Source organism: Salmonella sp. SAL04213, assembly GCF_046550535.1.
Classification (GTDB): domain Bacteria; phylum Pseudomonadota; class Gammaproteobacteria; order Enterobacterales; family Enterobacteriaceae; genus Salmonella; species Salmonella enterica.
In genome coordinates, this window is the sequence record NZ_JBGDXS010000001.1 from 487,256 (window position 1) to 507,849 (window position 20,594).

Below are 20,594 nucleotides of genomic sequence, written 5' to 3' on the forward strand. Positions count from 1 at the left end.
GGACGCGGCGGCGAAAGTCATTAACGCAGACGATGCTTAATTTTTTCTACCATCATCGCGGTGGAGATGCCGTAGCGATCGTGCAGCGTCGGCAGCGCGCCGGCCAGCAGGAATTCGTCAGGCAAACCAACGGTATCCAGCTCACAGCGTACGCCTTTGCGCATCAGCAGCGCGGCAACCGCCTCCCCTAACCCGCCGACCGAGGTATGATTTTCCGCGGTCATCACCAGGCGACCGGGCTTCGACGCTTGCTCAATAATCGCTTTTTCATCAAGCGGCTTGATTGTCGGCACGTGCAATACGGCCACACTGATATTATCGGCGCGTAGCTTTTCAACCGCCTCCAGAGCACGCATGGTCATCAGCCCGGAAGAGATAATCAGCACATCATTGCCGTCCTCCAGCAGTTTCGCCTTGCCCAGCTCAAACTGATAGTCGTACTTATCCAGCACCAGCGGCACCTTACCGCGCAGCAGGCGCATATACACCGGGCCGTTATGGTCAGCAATTGCCGGTACCGCCTGCTCTATCTCCAGCGCATCGCAAGGATCGACGATAACCATGCCGGGAATGCCGCGCATAATCGCCAGATCTTCGGTTGCCTGGTGGCTTGGGCCATAACCCGTCGTCAGGCCCGGCAGCGCTGCACAGATCTTCACGTTCAGATGCTCTTCGGCGATCACCTGATGGATAAAATCATAGGCGCGACGGGTGGCAAACGCAGCGTAGGTGGTAGCGAAGGGAATAAATCCCTCTTTCGCCATGCCCCCCGCCGCTCCCATCAGCAGCTGTTCCGCCATTCCCATCTGGAAAAAGCGATCCGGGAAAGCCTGGGCGAAAATATGTAGATCGGTATATTTTGACAGGTCCGCGGTCATACCGACGATTTCAGGGCGCTGCGCCGCCAGTTTTGACAGCGCGACGCCAAACGGCGCAGGGATCGTCGCCTGGCCTTCATCGGCGATAGAAGCAATCATCGCGGACGTTTTTAAACGTGGTTTACTCTGGCTCATTACAGCACTCCTTCCGGTTTGTTAGCGTCCAGCACCGCAATCGCTTTTTGCCACTCGTCAGCATCGACGCGAATAAAATGGTTCTTATCGCGGGTTTCGAGGAACGGCACCCCTTTGCCCATCAGCGTGTCGCAGAGAATGACCCGCGGCTGGTTGCTGGCATGACTTTTCGCGTTGTCAAAGGCCGCAATCACCGCAGCCAGATCGTTACCGTCCACGCGCTGTACGTACCAGCCGAAAGCGGCCCATTTTTCATGCAGCGGCTCAAAGCCGAGGATTTTGCGCGAATCGCCGTCCGCCTGCTGTTTGTTAACATCAACGATGTTAATCAAGTTAGTCAGGCCATAGTGGGCTGCCGACATCGCCGCTTCCCAGGTTGAACCTTCGTCCAGTTCCCCATCCGACATAGAGTTATAAACCCAGGAGGTACTACTTTTTTGCTTCAGCCCGAGCGCCATTCCTACGGCAATGGACAGCCCCTGCCCCAGCGAACCACCGGACATCTCCATTCCTGGCGTGTAGGTCGCCATCCCCGACATCGGTAGTCGGCTGTCGTCGGAGCCGTAGGTTTCCAGCTCCTCTTCCGGGATAATTCCCGCTTCCAGCAGCGCCGCATAATAGGCGATGGCGTAATGGCCGTGAGAGAGCAGGAAGCGGTCGCGCCCTTCCCACTCAGGGTCTTCCGGACGGTAGGTCATCGCGTGGCTGAACGCGGTTGCCAGCACATCGGCATAGCCCAGAGCCTGGCCGATATAGCCCTGTCCCTGAACTTCCCCCATTTGCAGGGCGTAGCGGCGGATGCGCCACGCCGCCGCGGCGACTTTTTGTGATTCGGTCATCTTCATCTCATTGCCTCGCTTAGTGAATTAACATGCCGCCGTTAACATCCAGGGTGATACCGGTGGAGTAGGACGCGAGATCGCTTCCCAGGAACAGCGCGGCGCGCGCGATGTCTACCGCATCGCCCAGGCGGTTCATCGGGATCCCGGCAAGGATGTTGGCCGTCATTTCATCGGTCAGCTTACCGGCGGTGATGTCAGTCTGAATCAGCCCCGGAGTGATGCAGTTTACGCGGACGTTATCGGGGCCAAGCTCACGCGCCATCGCCCGCGCCAGACCGAGCACGCCGGCTTTTGCCGCGCTGTAGTGCGGGCCGCCGAAGATACCGCCGCCGCGCTGGGCGGAAACGGAGGAGATGCAGACAATGCTGCCGGATTTTTGCGCTCTCATGACCGGGATAACCGCCTGTGACATCAACAGCGTGCCGCGCAGGCTGACGTCAAGCACCGCGTCATAATTAGCGCGCTTAATGTCCATTAGCTTCAGCGGCTGAGTAATACCGGCGTTATTCACCAGTACATCGACCCGACCATATTTAGCCATGATCTGTTCAATTGCCGCCTGAACCTGAACTTCGTCAGCGACGTTTGCCGCCAGCCCGAGATGACCTTCGCCTAATGCCGCAGCCGCGGCTTCACTGGCTTCGCCAGTGAGGTCGATAATGACCACTTTAGCGCCGTTTTCAGCAAATAATTTCGCGGTAGCAAAACCCAAACCGCGTGCGGAGGCCGCGCCAGTAATAATGGCGACTTTATCTTTTAATAACATATTTTCACTCCATGACATTACGTCATATTAATTAACAGGATATATTTCCGTTATTGTGGCTCATCGAGGAAGAGAATAACCACCAGACCAATTGCTGCGCAGATACCGAAATAGGTAAATACAGAATTAAAGCTGCCGGTCTTATCAAGTAAAAAACCCGCAGCCATCGGAGCGACAAACCCGCCGAGGTTGCCGCCGCTATTGATAATAGAAGAGGCAATGGGATAAGTTTTCGTATCCGAAACCGCCATACCGTATGCTGTGAATGCGGGCCAGCCAATATTCAGGCATAAACCGACGAAGAATAACCCAACACATACCGCCCAGGTGCTTGCCGGAATATTCAGCATAATTAACATCATGACCACGGTGGAAATAGCGGTAAACATCATCGTTGGCTTACGACGACGGCCTAATACTTTATCCGAAATCCATCCGCCGCCAATCGCGCCAATAAACCCGCCGATGCACGGCATACTGGCTACAAACCCCATACTCATGACATCAAAACCGCGCTCTTTCACTAAATAGAGCGGAATCCAGGTTAATAAGCCGTACAGCACGCTAACCATCATAAAATAGGCCAGGCAGTCACCGAGGATATTTTTGGAGGTGAATAATCCTTTTGCCGTATCGATAGGCGCCATTTTTTTCACCCGAATAATTTTATCCAGCAAAGTGAAACGATCGGCAATTAATATATTTTCCCGCACGGTGTTTTTATGGATATCACGCCCGGCATTAATCTCTTCCAGTTCACTTTGCGAAACAAATCCGCTCTCTGAAGGTTTGGACTTAACCAGTAAATACCAGGCAATCGCCGCCACGATCCCCGGGATCGCAAAGGAGAAAAAGACCCACCGCCAGCCCCAGGTGACCGCAATCCACACCGCCAACGGCGGCACGATAATCGGCGCAAACATGGTGGCCGCGATATAAACGCCGGTTGCCGTGGCTTTCTCTTTCGGCGGAAACCAGTTATTAATCGTTGAAGCCAGACCCACCGGGCATGGTCCTTCGCTAAGCCCCAGTCCCAGTCGCACCATCTTCAGGCTAAACACCGAACTTACCGTGCCCATCAGCCAGGTGAAAGCGGAAAAGCCGAAAATTGATAGTGAAACTAACCCCCGCGTGCCGCGTTTGGCGATAAAAAAACCTGCCGGGATCTGGCTTACCGCGTAGCCAAGGAAAAACATACTGGCGATGGCCCCGGCTTCAAAGTTGTTGATATGAAACTCATCAATGATAAACGGCAGCACCGCGCCGATATTGGTTCTGTCGGCGTAATTTATTGCATACACCAGGAAAATCATCGTCAAAACCACCAAACGATATTTTGTCTTCCTGGCGTCAGTACAGACTACAGTATCTATACGTGACATAGGGTATCCTCATTATTGTTTATACCCTTCATACTTCAAGTTGCTTATGTGTTGGCTACGGATACTCGGCCCATCCATGGGCCTCGCCCTGACGGGCCGTCGCACGCGACGTTCAAATCTGCTCCCGGCAGATTTGTCGCTCACCCCAGTCACATAGTTATCTATGCTCCTGGGGACTCACTCCCTTGCCGCCTTTAAGCAACTCGAATTATTTTGGGTATATGTTTTTTTCGCGAACCTTACCGCATCGCGCCTTGTTATCAGGCCTGTGGTTGCAATATAACAATCCCCAAAAGAAACGGTATTCAAAAAACCTCAATTATGAATGAGGAAAATTTGCTTCGTGACTGAATTCAAATTATTGTCGAATCAGCTTGACCGACAGAAATGGCAGATAAAACTGTTAACTTCATCACGAATTACCCCATAACTTATTTTTCTCCTATGTTAAGCTGACCAGGTATTAGGGGAGTAACCGCTGAATTTACTTCCTGGGGTAATAAAATTGGGCGATCATCATTCCATTCACCGGAGATAATCATGAACCAGCCACTACAGAATAAAAGCTTGCCTGTGCCATCTTTACGCAATATCCAGGCATTCATTGAAGTGGCTGATACCAACAGCCTGAATCTGGCAGCTGAAAATCTCAATGTTACGGCCTCCGCGGTAAGCCATCAGATAGCCAGTCTGGAACAGTATCTGGGAAAGAAACTTTTTTCGCGCAGCAGTAAAGGCGTCGTATTGACCGCTATTGGTGAAAAATATTTAAAAGAGGTTTCGGGGGCGTTAAACATTATTGGACAGGCTACCAACCAGGTCATAAATGATATTCACCAGGATTATTTACGCATACATTCAGCACCGAGTTTTGGATTGCTATGGTTGATGCCCCGTCTGAATAAATTTCGCCAGGCCTGGCCTGAACTTAAAATTAGCCTGACCTGTTCTTACGAAAGTATTCAGTTCTCCCGTGATAATATCGATATCGATATCCGCCACGGCCTTTCACAATGGCCGACGCTGGTCGTCAAAACCATAAAAAATGAACGTATGCTCCCCTATACATCATCGACTTATTTAGCGAGTCATAGCATTCAAAACATTGAAGATTTACTGGGTTGCGATCTTATTCATTCAGATAGCACGCTGATCAACTGGAGCAACTGGCTGTCCTGGCATAAGGTTCGCGGCTGGAATAAAAACTTTATTTTTAATTTTGACCGTTCCTATATGAGCATTGAGGCTGCACGTATGGGCATGGGGATTATTCTTGAAAGCAATTTACTGGCCGGACAAAGCGTTAGCCAACGCCACCTGGCGCCCGTTTTTACGACTGACGTGAGTATGCCGGTTAACGCTCACCACTTCGTTTTGCCACATCACAACGAACAAAAAGAGAAAGTGAGGATATTCTTTAATTGGGTTTCCAAAGAGCTAAGCCGCGAAGGATTTCAGATCTAATAGCTGGCGGTAGACAAACCTGAAATGTGCGCCTAAAGTTAATCAATCGATTGATTAAGACTTAGGGCGTGTGATGAATATTCCCACTACGACCACCAAGGGCGAGCAGGCGAAAAGTCAGCTCATTGCCGCCGCGCTGGCGCAGTTTGGCGAGTATGGCCTCCATGCCACCACGCGCGATATCGCCGCGCTGGCGGGGCAAAATATTGCCGCCATTACTTACTATTTCGGCTCAAAAGAGGATTTATACCTCGCCTGCGCCCAGTGGATTGCCGATTTTCTTGGCGAAAAATTTCGCCCCCATGCTGAAAAAGCGGAACGTCTGTTTCGCCAGCCTGCCCCTGACCGGGACGCCATACGCGAGCTCATTCTGCTCGCCTGCAAGAACATGATTATGCTGCTGACGCAGGAAGACACCGTTAACCTGAGCAAATTTATTTCACGCGAGCAGCTCTCTCCCACGTCGGCCTATCAATTGGTCCATGAACAGGTTATCGATCCGTTGCATACCCATCTGACAAGATTGGTTGCCGCTTATACCGGCTGCGACGCCAATGATACGCGCATGATTTTGCATACCCATGCCTTACTGGGCGAAGTGCTGGCGTTTCGTCTCGGCAAAGAAACTATTCTGTTACGTACCGGCTGGCCGCAGTTTGATGAAGAAAAAGCGGAGCTGATTTACCAGACGGTAACCTGCCACATCGATCTTATTCTGCACGGTTTAACGCAAAGGAGTCTGGACTGATGAAAAAACCTGTCGTTATCGGACTGGCAATCGCAGCGATCGTCGCTGTGATTGCCGGTGGAACCTGGTGGTATCAAAGTCGGCAGGACGATGGGCTGACGCTATACGGTAATGTCGATATCCGTACCGTCAATATCAGCTTTCGCGTCGGCGGCAGGCTGGCGTCGCTGAATGTTGATGAAGGCGATGCCATCAAAGCCGGACAGGTGCTCGGCGAACTGGATCACGCGCCATACGAAAACGCGCTGATGCAGGCGAAAGCTGGCGTGTCGGTCGCGCAGGCGCAATATGATTTGATGCTGGCAGGCTATCGCGATGAAGAGATAGCCCAGGCCGCCGCCGCCGTCAGACAGGCGCAAGCCGCTTATGACTACGCGCAAAACTTTTATAACCGTCAGCAAGGATTGTGGAAAAGCCGCACCATTTCCGCTAACGATCTGGAAAACGCCCGCTCATCGCGCGATCAGGCGCAGGCGACGCTGAAGTCCGCGCAGGATAAACTGAGCCAGTACCGTACCGGTAATCGTGAACAGGATATCGCCCAGGCGAAAGCCAGCCTGGAACAGGCAAAGGCCCAACTGGCGCAGGCGCAGCTTGATTTACAGGACACCACGCTTATCGCGCCTGCCAATGGAACCTTGCTCACCCGCGCGGTCGAGCCTGGCAGTATGCTGAACGCCGGCAGCACGGTATTAACGCTCTCGCTGACCCGCCCCGTCTGGGTGCGCGCCTATGTCGATGAACGCAACCTCAGTCAGACGCAACCGGGGCGCGACATTCTGTTGTATACCGACGGTCGTCCTGACAAACCTTACCACGGCAAGATTGGTTTCGTTTCGCCCACCGCGGAATTTACGCCGAAAACCGTCGAAACGCCGGATCTGCGTACCGATCTCGTCTATCGCCTGCGCATTATCGTCACCGATGCGGACGATGCGTTACGCCAGGGGATGCCAGTCACGGTGAAATTTAATGACGAGGCACGGCATGAGTGAGGCCGTTATTACGCTGCACGGTCTGACGAAGCGCTTTGCGGGAATGGATAAACCCGCCGTCGCGCCGCTCGACTGTACCATTCATTCCGGTTATGTCACCGGGCTGGTAGGGCCGGACGGCGCAGGAAAAACCACGCTGATGCGTATGCTGGCGGGCCTGCTCAAAGCCGATGGCGGCAGCGCGTCCGTATTGGGCTTCGACCCGATACAAAACGACAGCGAGCTGCACGCGGTTCTGGGCTATATGCCGCAGAAATTCGGTCTGTATGAAGATCTTACCGTCATGGAGAACCTTAATCTCTATGCCGATTTACGCAGCGTTACCGGCGAGATACGGGAAAAGACCTTTGCCCGTTTGTTGGAGTTTACCGCCCTCGGCCCTTTCACTGGCCGTCTGGCGGGGAAATTGTCCGGCGGGATGAAGCAAAAACTGGGGCTGGCCTGTACGCTGGTCGGCGAACCGAAAGTGCTGCTGTTGGATGAACCGGGCGTTGGCGTTGACCCGATTTCACGGCGCGAGTTGTGGCAAATGGTCCACGAACTGGCGGGCGACGGGATGCTGATTTTATGGAGCACCTCCTATCTGGATGAAGCCGAACAGTGTCGCGATGTACTGCTGATGAATGAAGGCGAGCTGCTCTATCAGGGCGAACCTAAAGCGCTGACGCAAACGATGGCCGGTCGTAGCTTTCTGATGAGCAGTCCACAGGAAAACAACCGTAAGTTACTACAGAGAGCGCTCAGACTGCCGCAGGTGAGCGACGGCATGATTCAGGGGCGTTCGGTACGCCTGATCCTGAAAAAAGAGGCGACCGCAGCAGATATTCGTCAGGCCGAAGGAATGCCGGAAATCACCCTCAATGAGACCGCGCCGCGCTTCGAAGATGCGTTTATCGATCTGCTTGGCGGGGCGGGAACCTCGGAGTCTCCGCTGGGTTCAATCCTGCATACGGTTGAAGGCACTGCCGGCGAAACGGTGATTGAAGCGCAGGAACTGACGAAAAAATTTGGCGATTTCGCGGCCACGGACCATGTTAATTTCGTCGTACAGCGCGGCGAGATTTTTGGCCTGCTCGGCCCGAACGGCGCGGGTAAATCAACCACCTTTAAAATGATGTGCGGCCTGCTGGTGCCGACATCCGGCAAGGCGCTGGTGCTGGATATGGATCTGAAAGTCAGCTCCGGCAAAGCCCGTCAGCATCTGGGCTATATGGCGCAAAAATTTTCGCTTTACGGCAACCTGACGGTTGAGCAGAACCTGCGTTTTTTCTCCGGCGTCTACGGTTTGCGGGGCCGCGCGCAAAATGAAAAAATTCAGCGCATGAGTGAAGCGTTTGGTCTGAAAAGCATCGCGTCGCATCCCACCGATGCGCTGCCGCTGGGCTTTAAACAGCGACTGGCGCTGGCCTGCTCGCTGATGCACGAACCGGATATTTTATTCCTTGATGAACCAACGTCCGGGGTTGATCCCCTCACCCGCCGTGAATTTTGGCTGCACATTAATAGCATGGTGGAAAAAGGGGTCACGGTAATGGTGACGACCCACTTTATGGATGAGGCGGAATATTGCGATCGCATCGGACTGGTTTATCGCGGGAAGCTTATCGCCAGCGGTACGCCGGACGATCTCAAAGCGCAGGCCGCCGATGAGCAACAGGCCGATCCGACGATGGAGCAGGCCTTTATCACTCTCATCAATGACTGGGATAAGGAGCATACGCATGAGTAAGTCTCTCTCCTGGCGCCGCGTGCGTGCGTTGTGCGTCAAAGAGACGCGCCAGATCGTGCGCGATCCCAGTAGCTGGCTGATTGCGGTGGTGATCCCGCTGCTGTTGCTGTTTATTTTTGGTTACGGCATTAACCTCGACTCCAGCAAGCTGCGGGTGGGGATTCTGCTTGAACAACAAAGCCAGGAGGCGCTGGATTTCACTCATGCGATGACCGGTTCACCCTATATCGACGCGACCATTAGCGATAATCGCCATGAATTAATTGAAAAAATGCAGGCCGGACGCATTCGCGGACTGGTGGTGATTCCGGTGGATTTCGCGCAGCAAATGGCGCGCGCCGGTGACAGCGCGCCGATTCAGGTGATTACCGACGGCAGCGAGCCAAACACCGCCAACTTCGTTCAGGGTTATGTGGAAGGCATCTGGCAAATCTGGCAACAGCAGCGGGCGGAAGATCGCGGCGACACCTTTGAACCGCTCATCGACGTCCAGACGCGCTACTGGTTTAACCCGGCGGCGATCAGTCAGCATTTTATCATTCCCGGGGCGGTGACCATTATCATGACGGTAATTGGCGCAATCCTCACCTCGCTGGTCGTTGCCCGCGAATGGGAGCGCGGCACGATGGAGGCGCTGCTCTCAACCGAAGTGACGCGTGTTGAACTGCTGCTGTGTAAGCTTATTCCCTATTACTTTCTCGGTATGCTGGCGATGCTGCTCTGTATGCTGGTATCGGTGTTTATTCTCGGCGTGCCGTATCGCGGTTCGCTGGTGATTCTGTTTATCATCACCAGTCTGTTTTTACTGAGTACGCTGGGGATGGGGCTGTTGATTTCCACCATCACTCGCAACCAGTTTAACGCCGCGCAGGTGGCGCTGAACGCCGCCTTTTTGCCCTCGATTATGCTATCCGGATTTATCTTCCAGATAGACAGTATGCCTGCGGTGATCCGCGCGGTGACCTATATTATTCCGGCGCGCTATTTTGTTAGCACCCTGCAAAGTCTGTTTCTGGCCGGCAATATTCCGGTCGTGTTAGGCGTTAACGTACTGTTTTTAATCGCCTCGGCGGTGATGTTTATTGGCCTGACGTGGCTAAAAACCAAACGACGGCTGGATTAAATATGTGTATGGATAATTGTCGTCGTAGGCCGGATAAGGCGTTCACGCCGCCATCCGGCATTATGCCTGATGCGCTTTGCTTATCAGGCCTACAAACTGGACTGAGAGGACGGACATGTTTCATCGTTTATGGACGTTAATTCGCAAAGAACTGCAATCGCTTTTACGCGAACCGCAAACGCGCGCGATCCTGATTCTGCCGGTGCTGATTCAGGTCATCCTGTTTCCGTTCGCCGCGACGCTTGAAGTCACTAACGCGACTATCGCCATCTATAACGAAGATAACGGCAAACATTCGGTAGAACTTACCCAGCGCTTTGCTCGCGCGAAAGCGTTTACCCATGTGCTATTGCTGAACAGTCCGCAGGAGATCCAGCCGACTATCGATACGCAAAAAGCGCTGCTGCTGGTGCGCTTCCCGGCGGATTTCTCGCGGAATCTGGATACCTTCCAGCCTGCGCCGATGCAACTCATTCTTGATGGACGTAACTCCAACAGCGCGCAAATCGCCGCCAATTATCTGCAACAGATCGTCAAGGAGTATCAGCAGACATTGATGGACGGCAAGCCAAAGCCCAACAATAGCGAACTGGTGGTACGCAACTGGTATAACCCAAATCTGGACTACAAGTGGTTTGTGGTGCCCTCGCTGATCGCCATGATCACCACTATTGGCGTGATGATCGTCACTTCGCTGTCCGTCGCCCGCGAGCGTGAACAAGGCACTCTGGATCAGCTGCTGGTCTCTCCGCTCACCACCTGGCAGATTTTCGTTGGTAAAGCGGTGCCGGCGCTGATTGTCGCGACCTTCCAGGCCACGATCGTGCTGGCTATCGGCATTTGGGCATACCAAATTCCCTTCGCCGGTTCGTTAGCGCTGTTTTATTTCACGATGGTGATTTACGGGCTGTCGCTGGTAGGCTTTGGCTTGCTGATATCATCGCTTTGCGCCACGCAACAGCAGGCGTTTATCGGCGTCTTTGTCTTTATGATGCCGGCGATTCTGCTCTCGGGTTATGTCTCGCCGGTGGAAAACATGCCGGTCTGGCTGCAAAACCTGACGTGGATAAACCCTATCCGCCACTTTACTGATATTACCAAGCAAATTTATCTTAAGGACGCGAGTCTGGGGATTGTCTGGGGAAGTTTGTGGCCGCTATTGGTGATAGCGGCCACCACGGGTTCAGCGGCGTATGCGATGTTTAGACGCAAAGTGATGTAGCTTTTTATCTTTCGCCAGTAGCGAGACCACGGCGGGCCCGGCCAGGATAGCCAGCCCCGCCAGCGCCAGTAAGACATTGTTTTGCAATACGCGGGATAGCAGCCAGAGGACAATCAGCGCGGTGCCGAAGTACCAGGTGGTAGTCAGCTCTTCCAGCACATCCGCCACATCGCGCCAGCGTTGCTCATGATGGCGCTGCAACGCCAGCATCAGCAGTACCGTCACGCCATAAAGCACGCATAATCCCAGGCCGACGCGCACTAATGTGCCGCTCATCCAGCCTATTACCAGCATCGCCACTACCAGTAAATGCAACATAATCTGCCAACAACCGAGGCCGGTTGCGACACGAACGCGTTGTTGCCACTTCATGGCTTTTCTCCTGAAGCATTTTTCTCTCATTATTCAGAGTACCGAACTTTACGGAAAATTCCGTAAGACCGCATCTTTTTGTGACGACGACTACACTATTTCAATCAGGATAGTGACGCGGACAGGAAGAAAATGACTCAACACACGCGAAATTTTTCATTCAAAGTGCTCACAATTAATACGCACAAAGGTTTTACCGCCTTTAATAAACGCTTCATCCTGCCGGAGCTGCGCGACGCCGTCAGAACGGTCGGCGCCGATATCGTCTGTCTGCAAGAAGTGATGGGCGCGCATGAAGTACATCCGCTGCATATCGAAAACTGGCCGGACACTACCCACTATGAATTTTTGGCCGACACCATGTGGAGCGATTTCGCCTATGGCCGCAATGCGGTCTATCCGGAAGGCCATCACGGTAACGCGGTTCTTTCTCGCTATCCCATTGAACATTATGAAAATCGCGACGTCTCGGTCGGCGGTAGCGAAAAACGCGGCGTGCTCTATTGCCGCATTACGCCGCCCATGCTCAACCGCCCTATCCACGTCATGTGCGTACATCTCGGCCTGCGGGAGAGCCACCGCCAGGCACAGTTAACCATGCTGGCGGGATGGGTGAATGCCTTGCCGGAATCAGAACCGGTGCTGGTGGCCGGAGACTTTAATGACTGGCGGCAAAAGGCCGGCCCGCCGTTAAACGCGGCCGGGCTGGAGGAGATATTCACCCGTGCCCATGGCCGACCGGCGCGCACATTCCCGGTGAGTATGCCGCTGCTGCGACTCGATCGTATTTACGTCAAGAATGCGAACGCCAGTTCTCCTACGGCGCTGCCGCTGCGGAACTGGCGACATTTATCAGACCATGCCCCCCTTAGCGCGGAGATCCATCTATGAAATGCGGCTGGCGTGAAGGTAATCAAATTCAGCTACTGGAAAACGGCGACCAGTTCTATCCTGCCGTGTTTGAGGCTATCGCTCAGGCACAGCAAAAAATCATTCTGGAAACCTTTATCTTGTTTGAAGATGAGGTGGGTAAAAAACTCCATGCCGCTCTGCTAAAAGCCGCACAGCGCGGCGTAAAAGCCGAAGTATTACTCGACGGCTACGGCTCTCCCGATCTCAGCGACGCGTTTGTCGGCGAATTAACCTCGGCGGGCGTTATTTTTCGCTATTACGACCCCCGCCCGCGTCTACTGGGGTTGCGAACCAATATCTTCCGCCGAATGCACCGCAAAATTGTGGTGATTGATGATCGTATTGCCTTTGTCGGCGGCATTAACTACTCCGCCGAACATATGTCGGATTACGGCCCGCAGGCGAAACAAGACTACGCGGTACGGGTCGAAGGGCCTGTAGTGGCCGATATCCTGCAATTCGAAGTCGAGAATCTGCCGGGGCAAAGCCCCGCGCGCCGCTGGTGGAAGCGCCATCACCAGGCTGAAGAAAATCGCCACCCCGGCGAAGCGCAGGCGCTGTTTGTCTGGCGGGATAATGAAGAGCACCGCGACGATATCGAACGTCATTATCTGAAAATGCTGACCCAGGCAAAGCGTGAAGTGATTATCGCTAACGCCTATTTTTTCCCCGGCTATCGCTTGCTCCACGCAATGCGTAAAGCCGCCCGCCGTGGCGTGAGCGTAAAACTGATTGTCCAGGGGGAACCAGACATGCCGATAGTCAAAGTCGGCGCGCGGTTGCTCTATAACTATCTGGTGAAGGGCGGCGTGCAGGTTTATGAATACCGACGCCGTCCGCTGCATGGCAAAGTGGCGCTGATGGACGATCACTGGGCCACGGTAGGGTCGAGTAATCTCGATCCGCTCAGCCTGTCGCTTAACCTTGAAGCTAACCTGATCATTCACGATCGTACTTTTAACCAGACCCTGCGCGATAACTTACAAGGCATCATCGTGAACGATTGTAAGCAGGTCGATGAGTCTATGCTGCCGAAACGCACCTGGTGGAACCTGACCAAAAGCGTGCTGGCGTTCCACTTTTTACGTCATTTCCCGGCGCTGGTCGGCTGGCTACCTGCGCATACCCCGCATCTGGCGCAGGTTCCCCCGCCTGCCCAGCCGGAAATGGAAACCCAGGATCGCGTTGATCCAGAAAATACAGGAGTGAAGCCCTAATGGCTAAATCGCATCCGCGCTGGCGGCTGGCTAAAAAAGTGCTGACCTGGCTGTTTTTTATTGCGGTCGTCGTTCTGCTGGTGGTTTATGCTAAAAAGGTCGACTGGGGCGATGTCTGGACCGTCATCCGCGACTATAACCGCACGGCGCTTTTAAGCGCTGTGGGACTGGTGATCGTTAGCTATCTTCTGTACGGCTGCTACGACCTGCTTGGACGGCTTTATTGCGGCCATAAGCTGGCGAAGCGACAGGTGATGTTGGTATCGTTCGTCTGCTATGCCTTTAACCTGACGCTCAGCACCTGGGTCGGCGGGATCGGGATGCGTTACCGACTATACTCTCGCCTCGGGTTGCCCGGCAGTACTATCACGCGTATTTTCTCACTCAGCATTACCACTAACTGGCTGGGCTATATTCTGCTTGGCGGCATCATTTTTACCTTCGGCATTGTCCAGCTTCCCGACCACTGGTATATCGATGAAGGCACGCTACGTATTCTCGGTATCGTTTTATTGTTGGTTATCGCGGTCTATCTGTGGTTTTGCGCCTTTGCGAAGCGGCGGCATATGACGATTAAAGGGCAGAAACTGGTGCTGCCGTCATGGAAATTCGCGCTGGCGCAGATGGCGATCTCCAGCGCGAACTGGATGGCGATGGGCGCCATTATCTGGCTGCTGATGGGTCAGGATGTGAACTATTTCTTTGTGCTGGGCGTACTGCTGGTGAGCAGTATCGCGGGCGTCATCGTGCATATTCCGGCAGGCATCGGCGTGCTGGAGGCCGTATTCCTTGCGTTGCTGGCGGGCGAACATACGTCGCAAGGCACGATTATCGCCGCCCTGCTCGCGTACCGTGTGCTTTACTATTTTATTCCCCTGTTGCTGGCGCTGGTGTGCTACCTGATCCTGGAGAGCCGGGCGAAGAAGTTGCGGGCGAAAAACGAGCGGGCGATGGCGAAATAAATTTAAGCAGACGCGTTTTCGCTTTCCAGCACAACGCGTTTTATCCGGTAAAAATAAACATATGCTGAGAAAAAAGACGTATTCATCTGTAAGCGGGAAAAAAGCAGCAATGACCAGCTAAACAGCAGCAGGAGCACTTCGTGAAACTCGCCCATGAATACTGATGACAGGGTACAGAACGTTGCCAACGTAACGGAAATAATGGCCAACAATAGCGCATAGCGGTAAATAATGACCCCGCTCATTCTTCCTTTAAGCAGGAGCTGATTTGACGGGGTAAGAAAAGCGATATAGCCCACGGCCAGGAAGAAGACCAGCTCCAGATGCTTTTTATTGTGCAGCTCAAACTGCGCAATAACCATGTTTATACTGACGATCCATGTCATGGTCATCATGATCGCCGTAAGCCCAATAACGCCTCCGTGAGGAATACCTTGTTCATACCAGTTTTTTTTGTAGTGGCTGGCCGGATACACAGGTAACTTAATTTCTGGCGGGATCAACTGCCCTTTTTTCACCAGCTCCGCCAGTGTTTTTCCTGTTAGCCACGTCATCAGATTCATGGGCTTATCATTTCCTTGTCTGTGAGGTGAGATATTTTTGTAATGCGACTCGCACTAATCGACGCCCCAGGCAGAAACGAATCATCATCGTAAACGTTTCGCCATTCATCACCCAGCGGCAAAGCACAACCATAATAATCGCGATAACCAGATCACTCTTTAGTTCGCTATTTTGATTGCACAACACGTCAAATAATCCAGTACCGCAGAGCATAATATTTAATAAAAACAGTAAAACGCAGAGGCGCAACCCCAGGATATAACCCTTGGCAATAAGCCATACCTCAGCCATAACACATAGCATCATACCTATAGCACTGCCCAAATAAATGATTATATTTAGTGGCCAATATAGAATAAACTTATCAAAAACAAAATGCGCACTGCACACACCTCCCACAAGAAGCATAAAACTAAACGCGCAAACAGGCGCAGGATTGGGTAATGAATGTTCCCATGACAATCCGGTAATGAAATGAGAAATCAGCGCTGGCGGGCATTTCTGATTAAAATCCTCGCCGCCATTTTTAATGGCGCGAGTGACGTCTTTAGCTTCACAAAACGCTAACCAAAATTGTTTGCCACATAATTTACTCATTATACCCATCATCACCAACCTGAATAAAAAACCTGCAACGCCTACGGCCTGAAAGATAATAGTATTTCCAGAATCATCAAAATGATATAACGACACAGCGTAACCACAGCATTAATAATGCCAAGGTAAAGCGTCAGCGCGCCAAATAAAGCGCAACGAGGCAGGGATGAAAACTCGCTGTGGTATAACATGCGGGCATAACCATGAAGTGTCGATTTTTCTAGTGCTGTAATCAATGTCCATACTAATACCGTCAGCACACTGACTATCCAGACCAGAGTGCTACTGGCCACCAGGCTATTGACAACTATCGCAGCGATGATCCCGCTTACCTCCATAAAAATTAACGGCCTGAATAGACCAGAACTGATATTCAGGTAGAAAATAAATAAGGCATTAAGACTAAACATGATTCCAACAATCACGAAAATGGTCGCGCCACCTGAGAAAAGGTAAGCTAATGACACGCCGGTAAGCGTAATGATGGCAATATATATCAACGTTGCGACAACAGTGCCAAAGCGGGAAAGACAGGTAATGGCCCCATACCCCAGGCCAAGCAAAAGTGCTGATATCCACAAAACAACAACAGGTTGAACGTGAGTTATCAAAAAATGAGTATACAACGTTAACCATATAATGCCGGCGGTACACCATAGTCCCAACGCAGTATACCAATAGGTAAGGGATAACATTGTCGCGGGAATAAATGCTATTTGCCGTATACGTATTGCAGCCAGAGGTCCCACTTGTCATTTATCACTCTTCACATGATCACGGTGATAAGAATGGCAAGCGCAGGAAAACATTTCTAAGATATTTATGCTGTTTCGCCCTAAATATAGTCCTAAAAAAATCCTGGCGCAGGGCCAGGATTTTAAGAGATCGCTATAATTAGCGGCGATTGCCAAAAATACGCAGTAACATCAGGAACAGGTTGATAAAGTCCAGGTACAGCGTTAACGCGCCGAGAATCGAATATTTGCGCAGATTAGCGCTATCGCGGGTATCTATTTGCTCGCCGATATTTTTCAGTTTCTGCGTGTCATAGGCGGTCAGACCGACAAACACCACCACCCCGATATAGGTTACCGCCCACATCAGCGCTTCACTCTTCAGCCAGAAATTGACCAGCGACGCCAGAACGATACCAATAAGCGCCATAAACAGCATATTGCCGAAACCGCTAAGATCGCGTTTAGTGGTGTACCCGTACAGGCTCATGGCGCCAAACATTCCCCCCGTCACCACAAACGTGCTGGCGATAGAGGAGTAGGTGTAAACGATAAAAATACTGGATAACGTCAATCCGGTTAGCGCCGAATAGAGCATAAACAGCGTGGTCGCCATTCCGGCGCTAAGTTTATGCACCAGTCCCGACAGAACAAACACCAGCGCAAGCTGGGCAATAATTAAGCCAAAGAAAGTGATCTTACTGGAAAAGACAAACATCATGACGGCTGGCGTATTAGCCGCATACCACGCGATAAACGCGGTCAGTAACAGTCCGACCGTCATCCAGCCATACACTTGCGCCATATAGGTCTGCAGGCCGGACCGTGCCTGCACTATTGAATCAGATCGTGGAAATCTGTCCATGATGAACTCCTGTGTGGAAATGATACCCTAAAGCGTATCACATTCTGCTACCAACGTTTCGCCAACTGCTGGTCGCTGTCGCGCGCTTCGACCCAGCGATCGCCTTCCGGCGTGGCTTCACGCTTCCAGAACGGCGCACGGGTTTTCAGATAATCCATAATGAACTGGCCGGCGTCGAACGCTCTACTGCGGTGCGCGCTGGTGACGCCGACAAACACAATCTCATCGCCCGGCCATAATTCGCCAACGCGATGAATCACCGTGACCCGACCCAGCGGCCAGCGGGAACGTGCCTCAACGACGATCTCCGCCAGAGCTTTCTCAGTCATGCCGGGATAATGCTCCAGCGTCAGCGCCTTAACGCTATCGCCCAGGTTATGATTGCGCACTTTTCCGGTAAAGGTGACGACCGCGCCGTCTTCGTCACGCGCCGCCAGCCAGGAATATTCCTCCCCGACGCTAAACGGCGCGGGGCCGACTACAATTCGCGTTTCACGCATGTTAGCCCCCCGTGACTGGCGGGAAAAACGCCACTTCATCGCCCGCCGTCAGCGGATGGTCAAAACTTACCAGCGTCTGGTTGACCGCCGCCAACAGCTTGCCGTCTTCCAGCGCCAGCGCCCAACGATCGCTCTTTGTCGCCAGATGCTGTCGCAGCGACTCAACGGTGGAAAAATCTGCTGGAAGATCCAGCGCATCAGTTCCTGTAAGCTCGCGAACCTGGGCGAAGAAAAGCACCTTAATCATGCGCATCCACCTTAAAATCCCCCGATTTGCCGCCGCTTTTCGCCAGCAGGCGCACCGGACCAATTACCATATCTTTTTGTACCGCTTTGCACATGTCGTAGATGGTTAACGCTGCGACGGACGCCGCGGTTAACGCTTCCATTTCGACACCGGTTTTACCGGTCAGACGGCACAGAGACTCAATACGTACACGGTTATGCTCCGGCTCGGCCTGAAGCTGAATCTCCACTTTACTTAGCAGTAGCGGGTGGCACAGCGGGATCAGCTCCCAGGTGCGTTTGGCGGCCTGAATACCGGCAATTCGGGCGGTCGCGAAAACATCGCCCTTGTGGTGTTTGCCATCAACAATCATCGCCAGCGTTTCACTACGCATGGTAACGAATGCTTCCGCACGCGCTTCACGAACGGTTTCCGCTTTCGCGGAAACGTCCACCATGTGCGCTTCGCCTGCGGCGTTTATATGGGTTAATTGCGACATCGTTATTTCTTTAAATGAGGGTGAAAATTACATGGGCGTGTACGGGCATCCAGCTGCGGCGCAATGATATTCTCCCATGCGGTTCTGCACGCTTTTGTAGAGCCCGGCATGGCGAAAATCAAGGTGTTATTCGCCACGCCAGCTACCGCGCGCGACTGCAGAGTTGCGGTGCCGATCTCTTCAAACGAGAGCATGCGAAACACTTCGCCAAATCCTTCCACTTCACGATCGAACAGCGGCAACAGCGCTTCCGGCGCCTGATCGCCTTCGGTCAAACCGGTCCCACCAGTTATCAATACGACCTGCACCTCATCACTGGCGATCCAGGCGGAAACCTGGGCGCGAATCGCGTAACGGTTCTCTTTAACGATGGCTTTCGCCACCACTTCATGCCCGGCCTCCTGCGCCGAATCACGCAGATAATGACCGGAGGTGTCGTCTTCTTCGCCGCGTCGGCTGGAAACAGTAAGAATAGCGATGCGGGTCGGGATAAATTCAGCGCTGACCTGACTCATCTGAAATCTCCTTATTAAGGATTAACCGCCAATGTAAGATAAATTTTGCGTAATACCAGTATTGCTCTGGTGAAGGAAATGGGTCTGCTTTTTCTCCCGCAACGCGTCGGAAATACGTTCCTCAAGCGCGTATTGCTGCGCATCATCCTGTAACAGGTCGCGTAAACTCACGCCGCCGTCGCCAAACAGACATAAATGCAGCTTCCCGACGGACGAAACACGCAGGCGATTACAGGTGGCGCAGAAATCTTTTTCATACGGCATAATGAGACCGATCTCACCGGCGTAATCGGGATGACAAAAAACCTGCGCCGGGCCATCGCTGCGCTGGCGGAGCTGGTGGATCCAACCGCGCTTAATCAGCTCGTCGCGTAATACCTGACCCGAAATATGATGTTTGCGGAAGAGATCGCTCCCCTCGCCCGTCTCCATAAGTTCAATGAAGCGTAGCTGAATGGGGCGAGGCTGAATCCAGGCAAGGAAGGTATCCAACTGATGGTGATTCACGTCGCGCATCAGCACGGTGTTGACTTTCACCTTTTCGAAACCGGCGTCAAAGGCGGCATCGATGCCCGCCATCACCTGGCGGAATTTGTCCTGACCGGTAATCGCATGGAACTGACGCGCATCCAGACTATCCACGCTAACATTGACGCCCGTCAGCCCCGCTTCGCGCCAGTTCGCGGCATCGCGCGCCAGTCGATAACCGTTAGTGGTCACCGCGATCTGGCGAATAGCATCATTTTCACCCACGGCGGCAATGATGTCGGTAAAATCGCGGCGTAATGAAGGCTCGCCGCCGGTAAGACGCACCTTCTCCGTGCCAAGACTGGCAAAAGCGCGCGTAACGCGACGAATTTCATCAACGGTAAGGAAACCGTTGTTAGTGACGCCGCCAGGTTTGTAGCCATCCGGCAGGCAGTAGGTGCAACGAAAGTTACACACATCGGTAATCGACAAACGCAAGTAGTAAAACTTACGCGCGAAAGCATCGGTAAGTTGTGAAGCCATGTACACCTTTCCAAATACGGGAGGCGGAGTCATTTCTTCCTGCGCCCTGGTGGCAAACGTTAAACGTTGTCACGGCCAAAGCACCGTATCAAAAATGACCCAGGTGCAGAGGCTAGAGTGTTTACTGTGGTTACGCCGATACTAGCGTGTAAATGACAATTTCGCCATCACGCTTTCGCTATATAAACATATACATAGCGATATGATCGTGCTATTTAGCGACAGAATACGTGAAAATCACACTTTTACATTGATATATATCATTTAGCCGTGGTAACGCCCTCGCTATAAAGGGGTAGTCGGGAATAATTAATTGTCTTTTAGCCGGTCGGCTAA

Annotated in this window: 23 protein-coding genes and 1 riboswitch; of the genes, 9 read left to right on the forward strand and 14 right to left on the reverse strand. The window is 52.7% G+C overall.

What is annotated here, in order from left to right:
• Positions 1 to 20: 20 nt before the first annotated feature.
• Genes ACLJPQ_RS02390 through ACLJPQ_RS02405 form a run of 4 tightly spaced genes read right to left on the reverse strand, consistent with a single transcriptional unit; the run spans position 21 to position 4,003 of the window.
• Entirely contained in the window at positions 21 to 1,013 is a 993-nt protein-coding gene (locus ACLJPQ_RS02390) for a transketolase family protein (RefSeq protein ID WP_000083414.1), read from the reverse strand.
• Positions 1,013 to 1,858 carry a transketolase gene (locus ACLJPQ_RS02395; protein WP_080185100.1) on the reverse strand — a complete coding sequence of 282 codons (846 nt, stop codon included), beginning with the start codon at positions 1,856 to 1,858 and terminating at the stop codon, positions 1,013 to 1,015. The genes ACLJPQ_RS02390 and ACLJPQ_RS02395 overlap by 1 nt, the downstream gene beginning before the upstream one ends.
• A 13-nt stretch (positions 1,859 to 1,871) precedes the next feature.
• Entirely contained in the window at positions 1,872 to 2,621 is a 750-nt protein-coding gene (locus ACLJPQ_RS02400; protein ID WP_080185099.1) for an SDR family NAD(P)-dependent oxidoreductase, read from the reverse strand.
• 50 nt (positions 2,622 to 2,671) lie between these two features.
• Positions 2,672 to 4,003 carry an MFS transporter gene (locus ACLJPQ_RS02405; RefSeq protein ID WP_001518324.1) on the reverse strand — a complete coding sequence of 444 codons (1,332 nt, stop codon included), beginning with the start codon at positions 4,001 to 4,003 and terminating at the stop codon, positions 2,672 to 2,674.
• Between the two features lie 540 nt (positions 4,004 to 4,543).
• Between ACLJPQ_RS02405 and ACLJPQ_RS02410 the strand changes: the two genes are divergently transcribed.
• The 6 genes from ACLJPQ_RS02410 (at position 4,544) to ACLJPQ_RS02435 (ending at position 11,284) form a co-directional block, all read left to right on the forward strand.
• Positions 4,544 to 5,467 (forward strand): LysR substrate-binding domain-containing protein, encoded by a 924-nt coding sequence (locus tag ACLJPQ_RS02410; protein ID WP_001075547.1) that lies wholly within the window; start codon positions 4,544 to 4,546, stop codon positions 5,465 to 5,467.
• A gap of 73 nt (positions 5,468 to 5,540) precedes the next feature.
• Positions 5,541 to 6,215, forward strand: a complete 675-nt coding sequence (gene cecR, locus ACLJPQ_RS02415) for a transcriptional regulator CecR (protein WP_020898574.1) — start codon at positions 5,541 to 5,543, stop codon at positions 6,213 to 6,215.
• Positions 6,215 to 7,210, forward strand: a complete 996-nt coding sequence (gene hlyD, locus ACLJPQ_RS02420; RefSeq protein ID WP_000743431.1) for a secretion protein HlyD — start codon at positions 6,215 to 6,217, stop codon at positions 7,208 to 7,210. The genes cecR and hlyD overlap by 1 nt, the downstream gene beginning before the upstream one ends.
• Positions 7,203 to 8,939, forward strand: coding sequence for an ATP-binding cassette domain-containing protein (locus tag ACLJPQ_RS02425; RefSeq protein WP_001287616.1), 1,737 nt, complete (start codon positions 7,203 to 7,205; stop codon positions 8,937 to 8,939). Before hlyD ends, ACLJPQ_RS02425 begins: the two co-directional genes overlap by 8 nt.
• Positions 8,932 to 10,062 (forward strand): ABC transporter permease, encoded by a 1,131-nt coding sequence (locus ACLJPQ_RS02430; RefSeq protein ID WP_000045762.1) that lies wholly within the window; start codon positions 8,932 to 8,934, stop codon positions 10,060 to 10,062. The genes ACLJPQ_RS02425 and ACLJPQ_RS02430 overlap by 8 nt, the downstream gene beginning before the upstream one ends.
• A 115-nt stretch (positions 10,063 to 10,177) precedes the next feature.
• Positions 10,178 to 11,284: an ABC transporter permease gene (locus ACLJPQ_RS02435; RefSeq protein ID WP_000469050.1), complete on the forward strand. Its 1,107-nt coding sequence runs from the start codon at positions 10,178 to 10,180 to the stop codon at positions 11,282 to 11,284.
• On the opposite strand, the gene ACLJPQ_RS02440 is transcribed toward ACLJPQ_RS02435, so the two are convergent.
• A complete protein-coding gene (locus ACLJPQ_RS02440; protein WP_000871970.1) occupies positions 11,246 to 11,656 on the reverse strand; it encodes a YbhQ family protein in 411 nt (136 codons plus the stop codon). The two genes, ACLJPQ_RS02435 and ACLJPQ_RS02440, sit on opposite strands and share 39 nt — an antisense overlap.
• A 132-nt stretch (positions 11,657 to 11,788) precedes the next feature.
• Here ACLJPQ_RS02440 and ACLJPQ_RS02445 point away from each other — a divergent pair, with 132 nt between their 5' ends.
• The 3 genes from ACLJPQ_RS02445 to ACLJPQ_RS02455 are packed head-to-tail and all read left to right on the forward strand — an operon-like array spanning position 11,789 to position 14,747.
• Positions 11,789 to 12,547: an endonuclease/exonuclease/phosphatase family protein gene (locus ACLJPQ_RS02445; RefSeq protein WP_000192039.1), complete on the forward strand. Its 759-nt coding sequence runs from the start codon at positions 11,789 to 11,791 to the stop codon at positions 12,545 to 12,547.
• Complete coding sequence (gene clsB, locus ACLJPQ_RS02450; protein ID WP_000649639.1) at positions 12,544 to 13,785, forward strand: cardiolipin synthase ClsB; 1,242 nt, start codon at positions 12,544 to 12,546, stop codon at positions 13,783 to 13,785. The genes ACLJPQ_RS02445 and clsB overlap by 4 nt, the downstream gene beginning before the upstream one ends.
• Positions 13,785 to 14,747, forward strand: a complete 963-nt coding sequence (locus tag ACLJPQ_RS02455; protein ID WP_001129819.1) for a YbhN family protein — start codon at positions 13,785 to 13,787, stop codon at positions 14,745 to 14,747. The genes clsB and ACLJPQ_RS02455 overlap by 1 nt, the downstream gene beginning before the upstream one ends.
• 2 nt (positions 14,748 to 14,749) lie before the next feature.
• On the opposite strand, the gene ACLJPQ_RS02460 is transcribed toward ACLJPQ_RS02455, so the two are convergent.
• The 9 genes from ACLJPQ_RS02460 to moaA all read right to left on the reverse strand — a co-directional run bounded on the left by ACLJPQ_RS02460 (position 14,750) and on the right by moaA (position 20,258).
• On the reverse strand, positions 14,750 to 15,310 hold the full coding sequence (locus ACLJPQ_RS02460) for a hypothetical protein (RefSeq protein ID WP_001052196.1): 561 nt from the start codon (positions 15,308 to 15,310) through the stop codon (positions 14,750 to 14,752).
• A 7-nt stretch (positions 15,311 to 15,317) separates the two neighbouring features.
• A complete protein-coding gene (locus tag ACLJPQ_RS02465; RefSeq protein ID WP_077957245.1) occupies positions 15,318 to 15,926 on the reverse strand; it encodes a hypothetical protein in 609 nt (202 codons plus the stop codon).
• Between the two features lie 23 nt (positions 15,927 to 15,949).
• Positions 15,950 to 16,657: a Bax inhibitor-1 family protein gene (locus ACLJPQ_RS02470; protein ID WP_080185161.1), complete on the reverse strand. Its 708-nt coding sequence runs from the start codon at positions 16,655 to 16,657 to the stop codon at positions 15,950 to 15,952.
• 145 nt (positions 16,658 to 16,802) lie between these two features.
• Positions 16,803 to 17,507: a Bax inhibitor-1 family protein gene (locus ACLJPQ_RS02475; RefSeq protein WP_000373611.1), complete on the reverse strand. Its 705-nt coding sequence runs from the start codon at positions 17,505 to 17,507 to the stop codon at positions 16,803 to 16,805.
• Positions 17,508 to 17,554: 47 nt separating this feature from the next.
• Entirely contained in the window at positions 17,555 to 18,007 is a 453-nt protein-coding gene (gene moaE / locus ACLJPQ_RS02480; RefSeq protein WP_080185160.1) for a molybdopterin synthase catalytic subunit MoaE, read from the reverse strand.
• Position 18,008: 1 nt separating this feature from the next.
• Complete coding sequence (gene moaD, locus ACLJPQ_RS02485; RefSeq protein ID WP_000598596.1) at positions 18,009 to 18,254, reverse strand: molybdopterin synthase sulfur carrier subunit; 246 nt, start codon at positions 18,252 to 18,254, stop codon at positions 18,009 to 18,011.
• Positions 18,247 to 18,732, reverse strand: coding sequence for a cyclic pyranopterin monophosphate synthase MoaC (gene moaC / locus ACLJPQ_RS02490; protein ID WP_000080894.1), 486 nt, complete (start codon positions 18,730 to 18,732; stop codon positions 18,247 to 18,249). Before moaC ends, moaD begins: the two co-directional genes overlap by 8 nt.
• 2 nt (positions 18,733 to 18,734) lie before the next feature.
• The gene (gene moaB / locus ACLJPQ_RS02495; protein ID WP_000084604.1) at positions 18,735 to 19,247 is read right to left on the reverse strand and encodes a molybdenum cofactor biosynthesis protein B; all 513 of its coding nucleotides are present in this window, start codon (positions 19,245 to 19,247) and stop codon (positions 18,735 to 18,737) included.
• 21 nt (positions 19,248 to 19,268) lie between these two features.
• Entirely contained in the window at positions 19,269 to 20,258 is a 990-nt protein-coding gene (gene moaA / locus ACLJPQ_RS02500) for a GTP 3',8-cyclase MoaA (RefSeq protein ID WP_000168180.1), read from the reverse strand.
• Positions 20,246 to 20,390: riboswitch (molybdenum cofactor riboswitch) on the reverse strand. Its footprint overlaps the gene before it by 13 nt.
• Positions 20,391 to 20,594: the final 204 nt, after the last annotated feature.

What these genes read in the sequence shown, in the direction of transcription:
- ACLJPQ_RS02390 (WP_000083414.1), bottom strand. Translation starts at nt 1,013, where the DNA reads ATGAGCCAGAGTAAACCACGTTTAAAAACGTCCGCGATGATTGCTTCT.
- ACLJPQ_RS02395 (WP_080185100.1), bottom strand. Translation starts at nt 1,858, where the DNA reads ATGAAGATGACCGAATCACAAAAAGTCGCCGCGGCGGCGTGGCGCATC.
- ACLJPQ_RS02400 (WP_080185099.1), bottom strand. Translation starts at nt 2,621, where the DNA reads ATGTTATTAAAAGATAAAGTCGCCATTATTACTGGCGCGGCCTCCGCA.
- ACLJPQ_RS02405 (WP_001518324.1), bottom strand. Translation starts at nt 4,003, where the DNA reads ATGTCACGTATAGATACTGTAGTCTGTACTGACGCCAGGAAGACAAAA.
- ACLJPQ_RS02410 (WP_001075547.1), top strand. Translation starts at nt 4,544, where the DNA reads ATGAACCAGCCACTACAGAATAAAAGCTTGCCTGTGCCATCTTTACGC.
- cecR (WP_020898574.1), top strand. Translation starts at nt 5,541, where the DNA reads ATGAATATTCCCACTACGACCACCAAGGGCGAGCAGGCGAAAAGTCAG.
- hlyD (WP_000743431.1), top strand. Translation starts at nt 6,215, where the DNA reads ATGAAAAAACCTGTCGTTATCGGACTGGCAATCGCAGCGATCGTCGCT.
- ACLJPQ_RS02425 (WP_001287616.1), top strand. Translation starts at nt 7,203, where the DNA reads ATGAGTGAGGCCGTTATTACGCTGCACGGTCTGACGAAGCGCTTTGCG.
- ACLJPQ_RS02430 (WP_000045762.1), top strand. Translation starts at nt 8,932, where the DNA reads ATGAGTAAGTCTCTCTCCTGGCGCCGCGTGCGTGCGTTGTGCGTCAAA.
- ACLJPQ_RS02435 (WP_000469050.1), top strand. Translation starts at nt 10,178, where the DNA reads ATGTTTCATCGTTTATGGACGTTAATTCGCAAAGAACTGCAATCGCTT.
- ACLJPQ_RS02440 (WP_000871970.1), bottom strand. Translation starts at nt 11,656, where the DNA reads ATGAAGTGGCAACAACGCGTTCGTGTCGCAACCGGCCTCGGTTGTTGG.
- ACLJPQ_RS02445 (WP_000192039.1), top strand. Translation starts at nt 11,789, where the DNA reads ATGACTCAACACACGCGAAATTTTTCATTCAAAGTGCTCACAATTAAT.
- clsB (WP_000649639.1), top strand. Translation starts at nt 12,544, where the DNA reads ATGAAATGCGGCTGGCGTGAAGGTAATCAAATTCAGCTACTGGAAAAC.
- ACLJPQ_RS02455 (WP_001129819.1), top strand. Translation starts at nt 13,785, where the DNA reads ATGGCTAAATCGCATCCGCGCTGGCGGCTGGCTAAAAAAGTGCTGACC.
- ACLJPQ_RS02460 (WP_001052196.1), bottom strand. Translation starts at nt 15,310, where the DNA reads ATGAATCTGATGACGTGGCTAACAGGAAAAACACTGGCGGAGCTGGTG.
- ACLJPQ_RS02475 (WP_000373611.1), bottom strand. Translation starts at nt 17,507, where the DNA reads ATGGACAGATTTCCACGATCTGATTCAATAGTGCAGGCACGGTCCGGC.
- moaE (WP_080185160.1), bottom strand. Translation starts at nt 18,007, where the DNA reads ATGCGTGAAACGCGAATTGTAGTCGGCCCCGCGCCGTTTAGCGTCGGG.
- moaD (WP_000598596.1), bottom strand. Translation starts at nt 18,254, where the DNA reads ATGATTAAGGTGCTTTTCTTCGCCCAGGTTCGCGAGCTTACAGGAACT.
- moaC (WP_000080894.1), bottom strand. Translation starts at nt 18,732, where the DNA reads ATGTCGCAATTAACCCATATAAACGCCGCAGGCGAAGCGCACATGGTG.
- moaB (WP_000084604.1), bottom strand. Translation starts at nt 19,247, where the DNA reads ATGAGTCAGGTCAGCGCTGAATTTATCCCGACCCGCATCGCTATTCTT.
- moaA (WP_000168180.1), bottom strand. Translation starts at nt 20,258, where the DNA reads ATGGCTTCACAACTTACCGATGCTTTCGCGCGTAAGTTTTACTACTTG.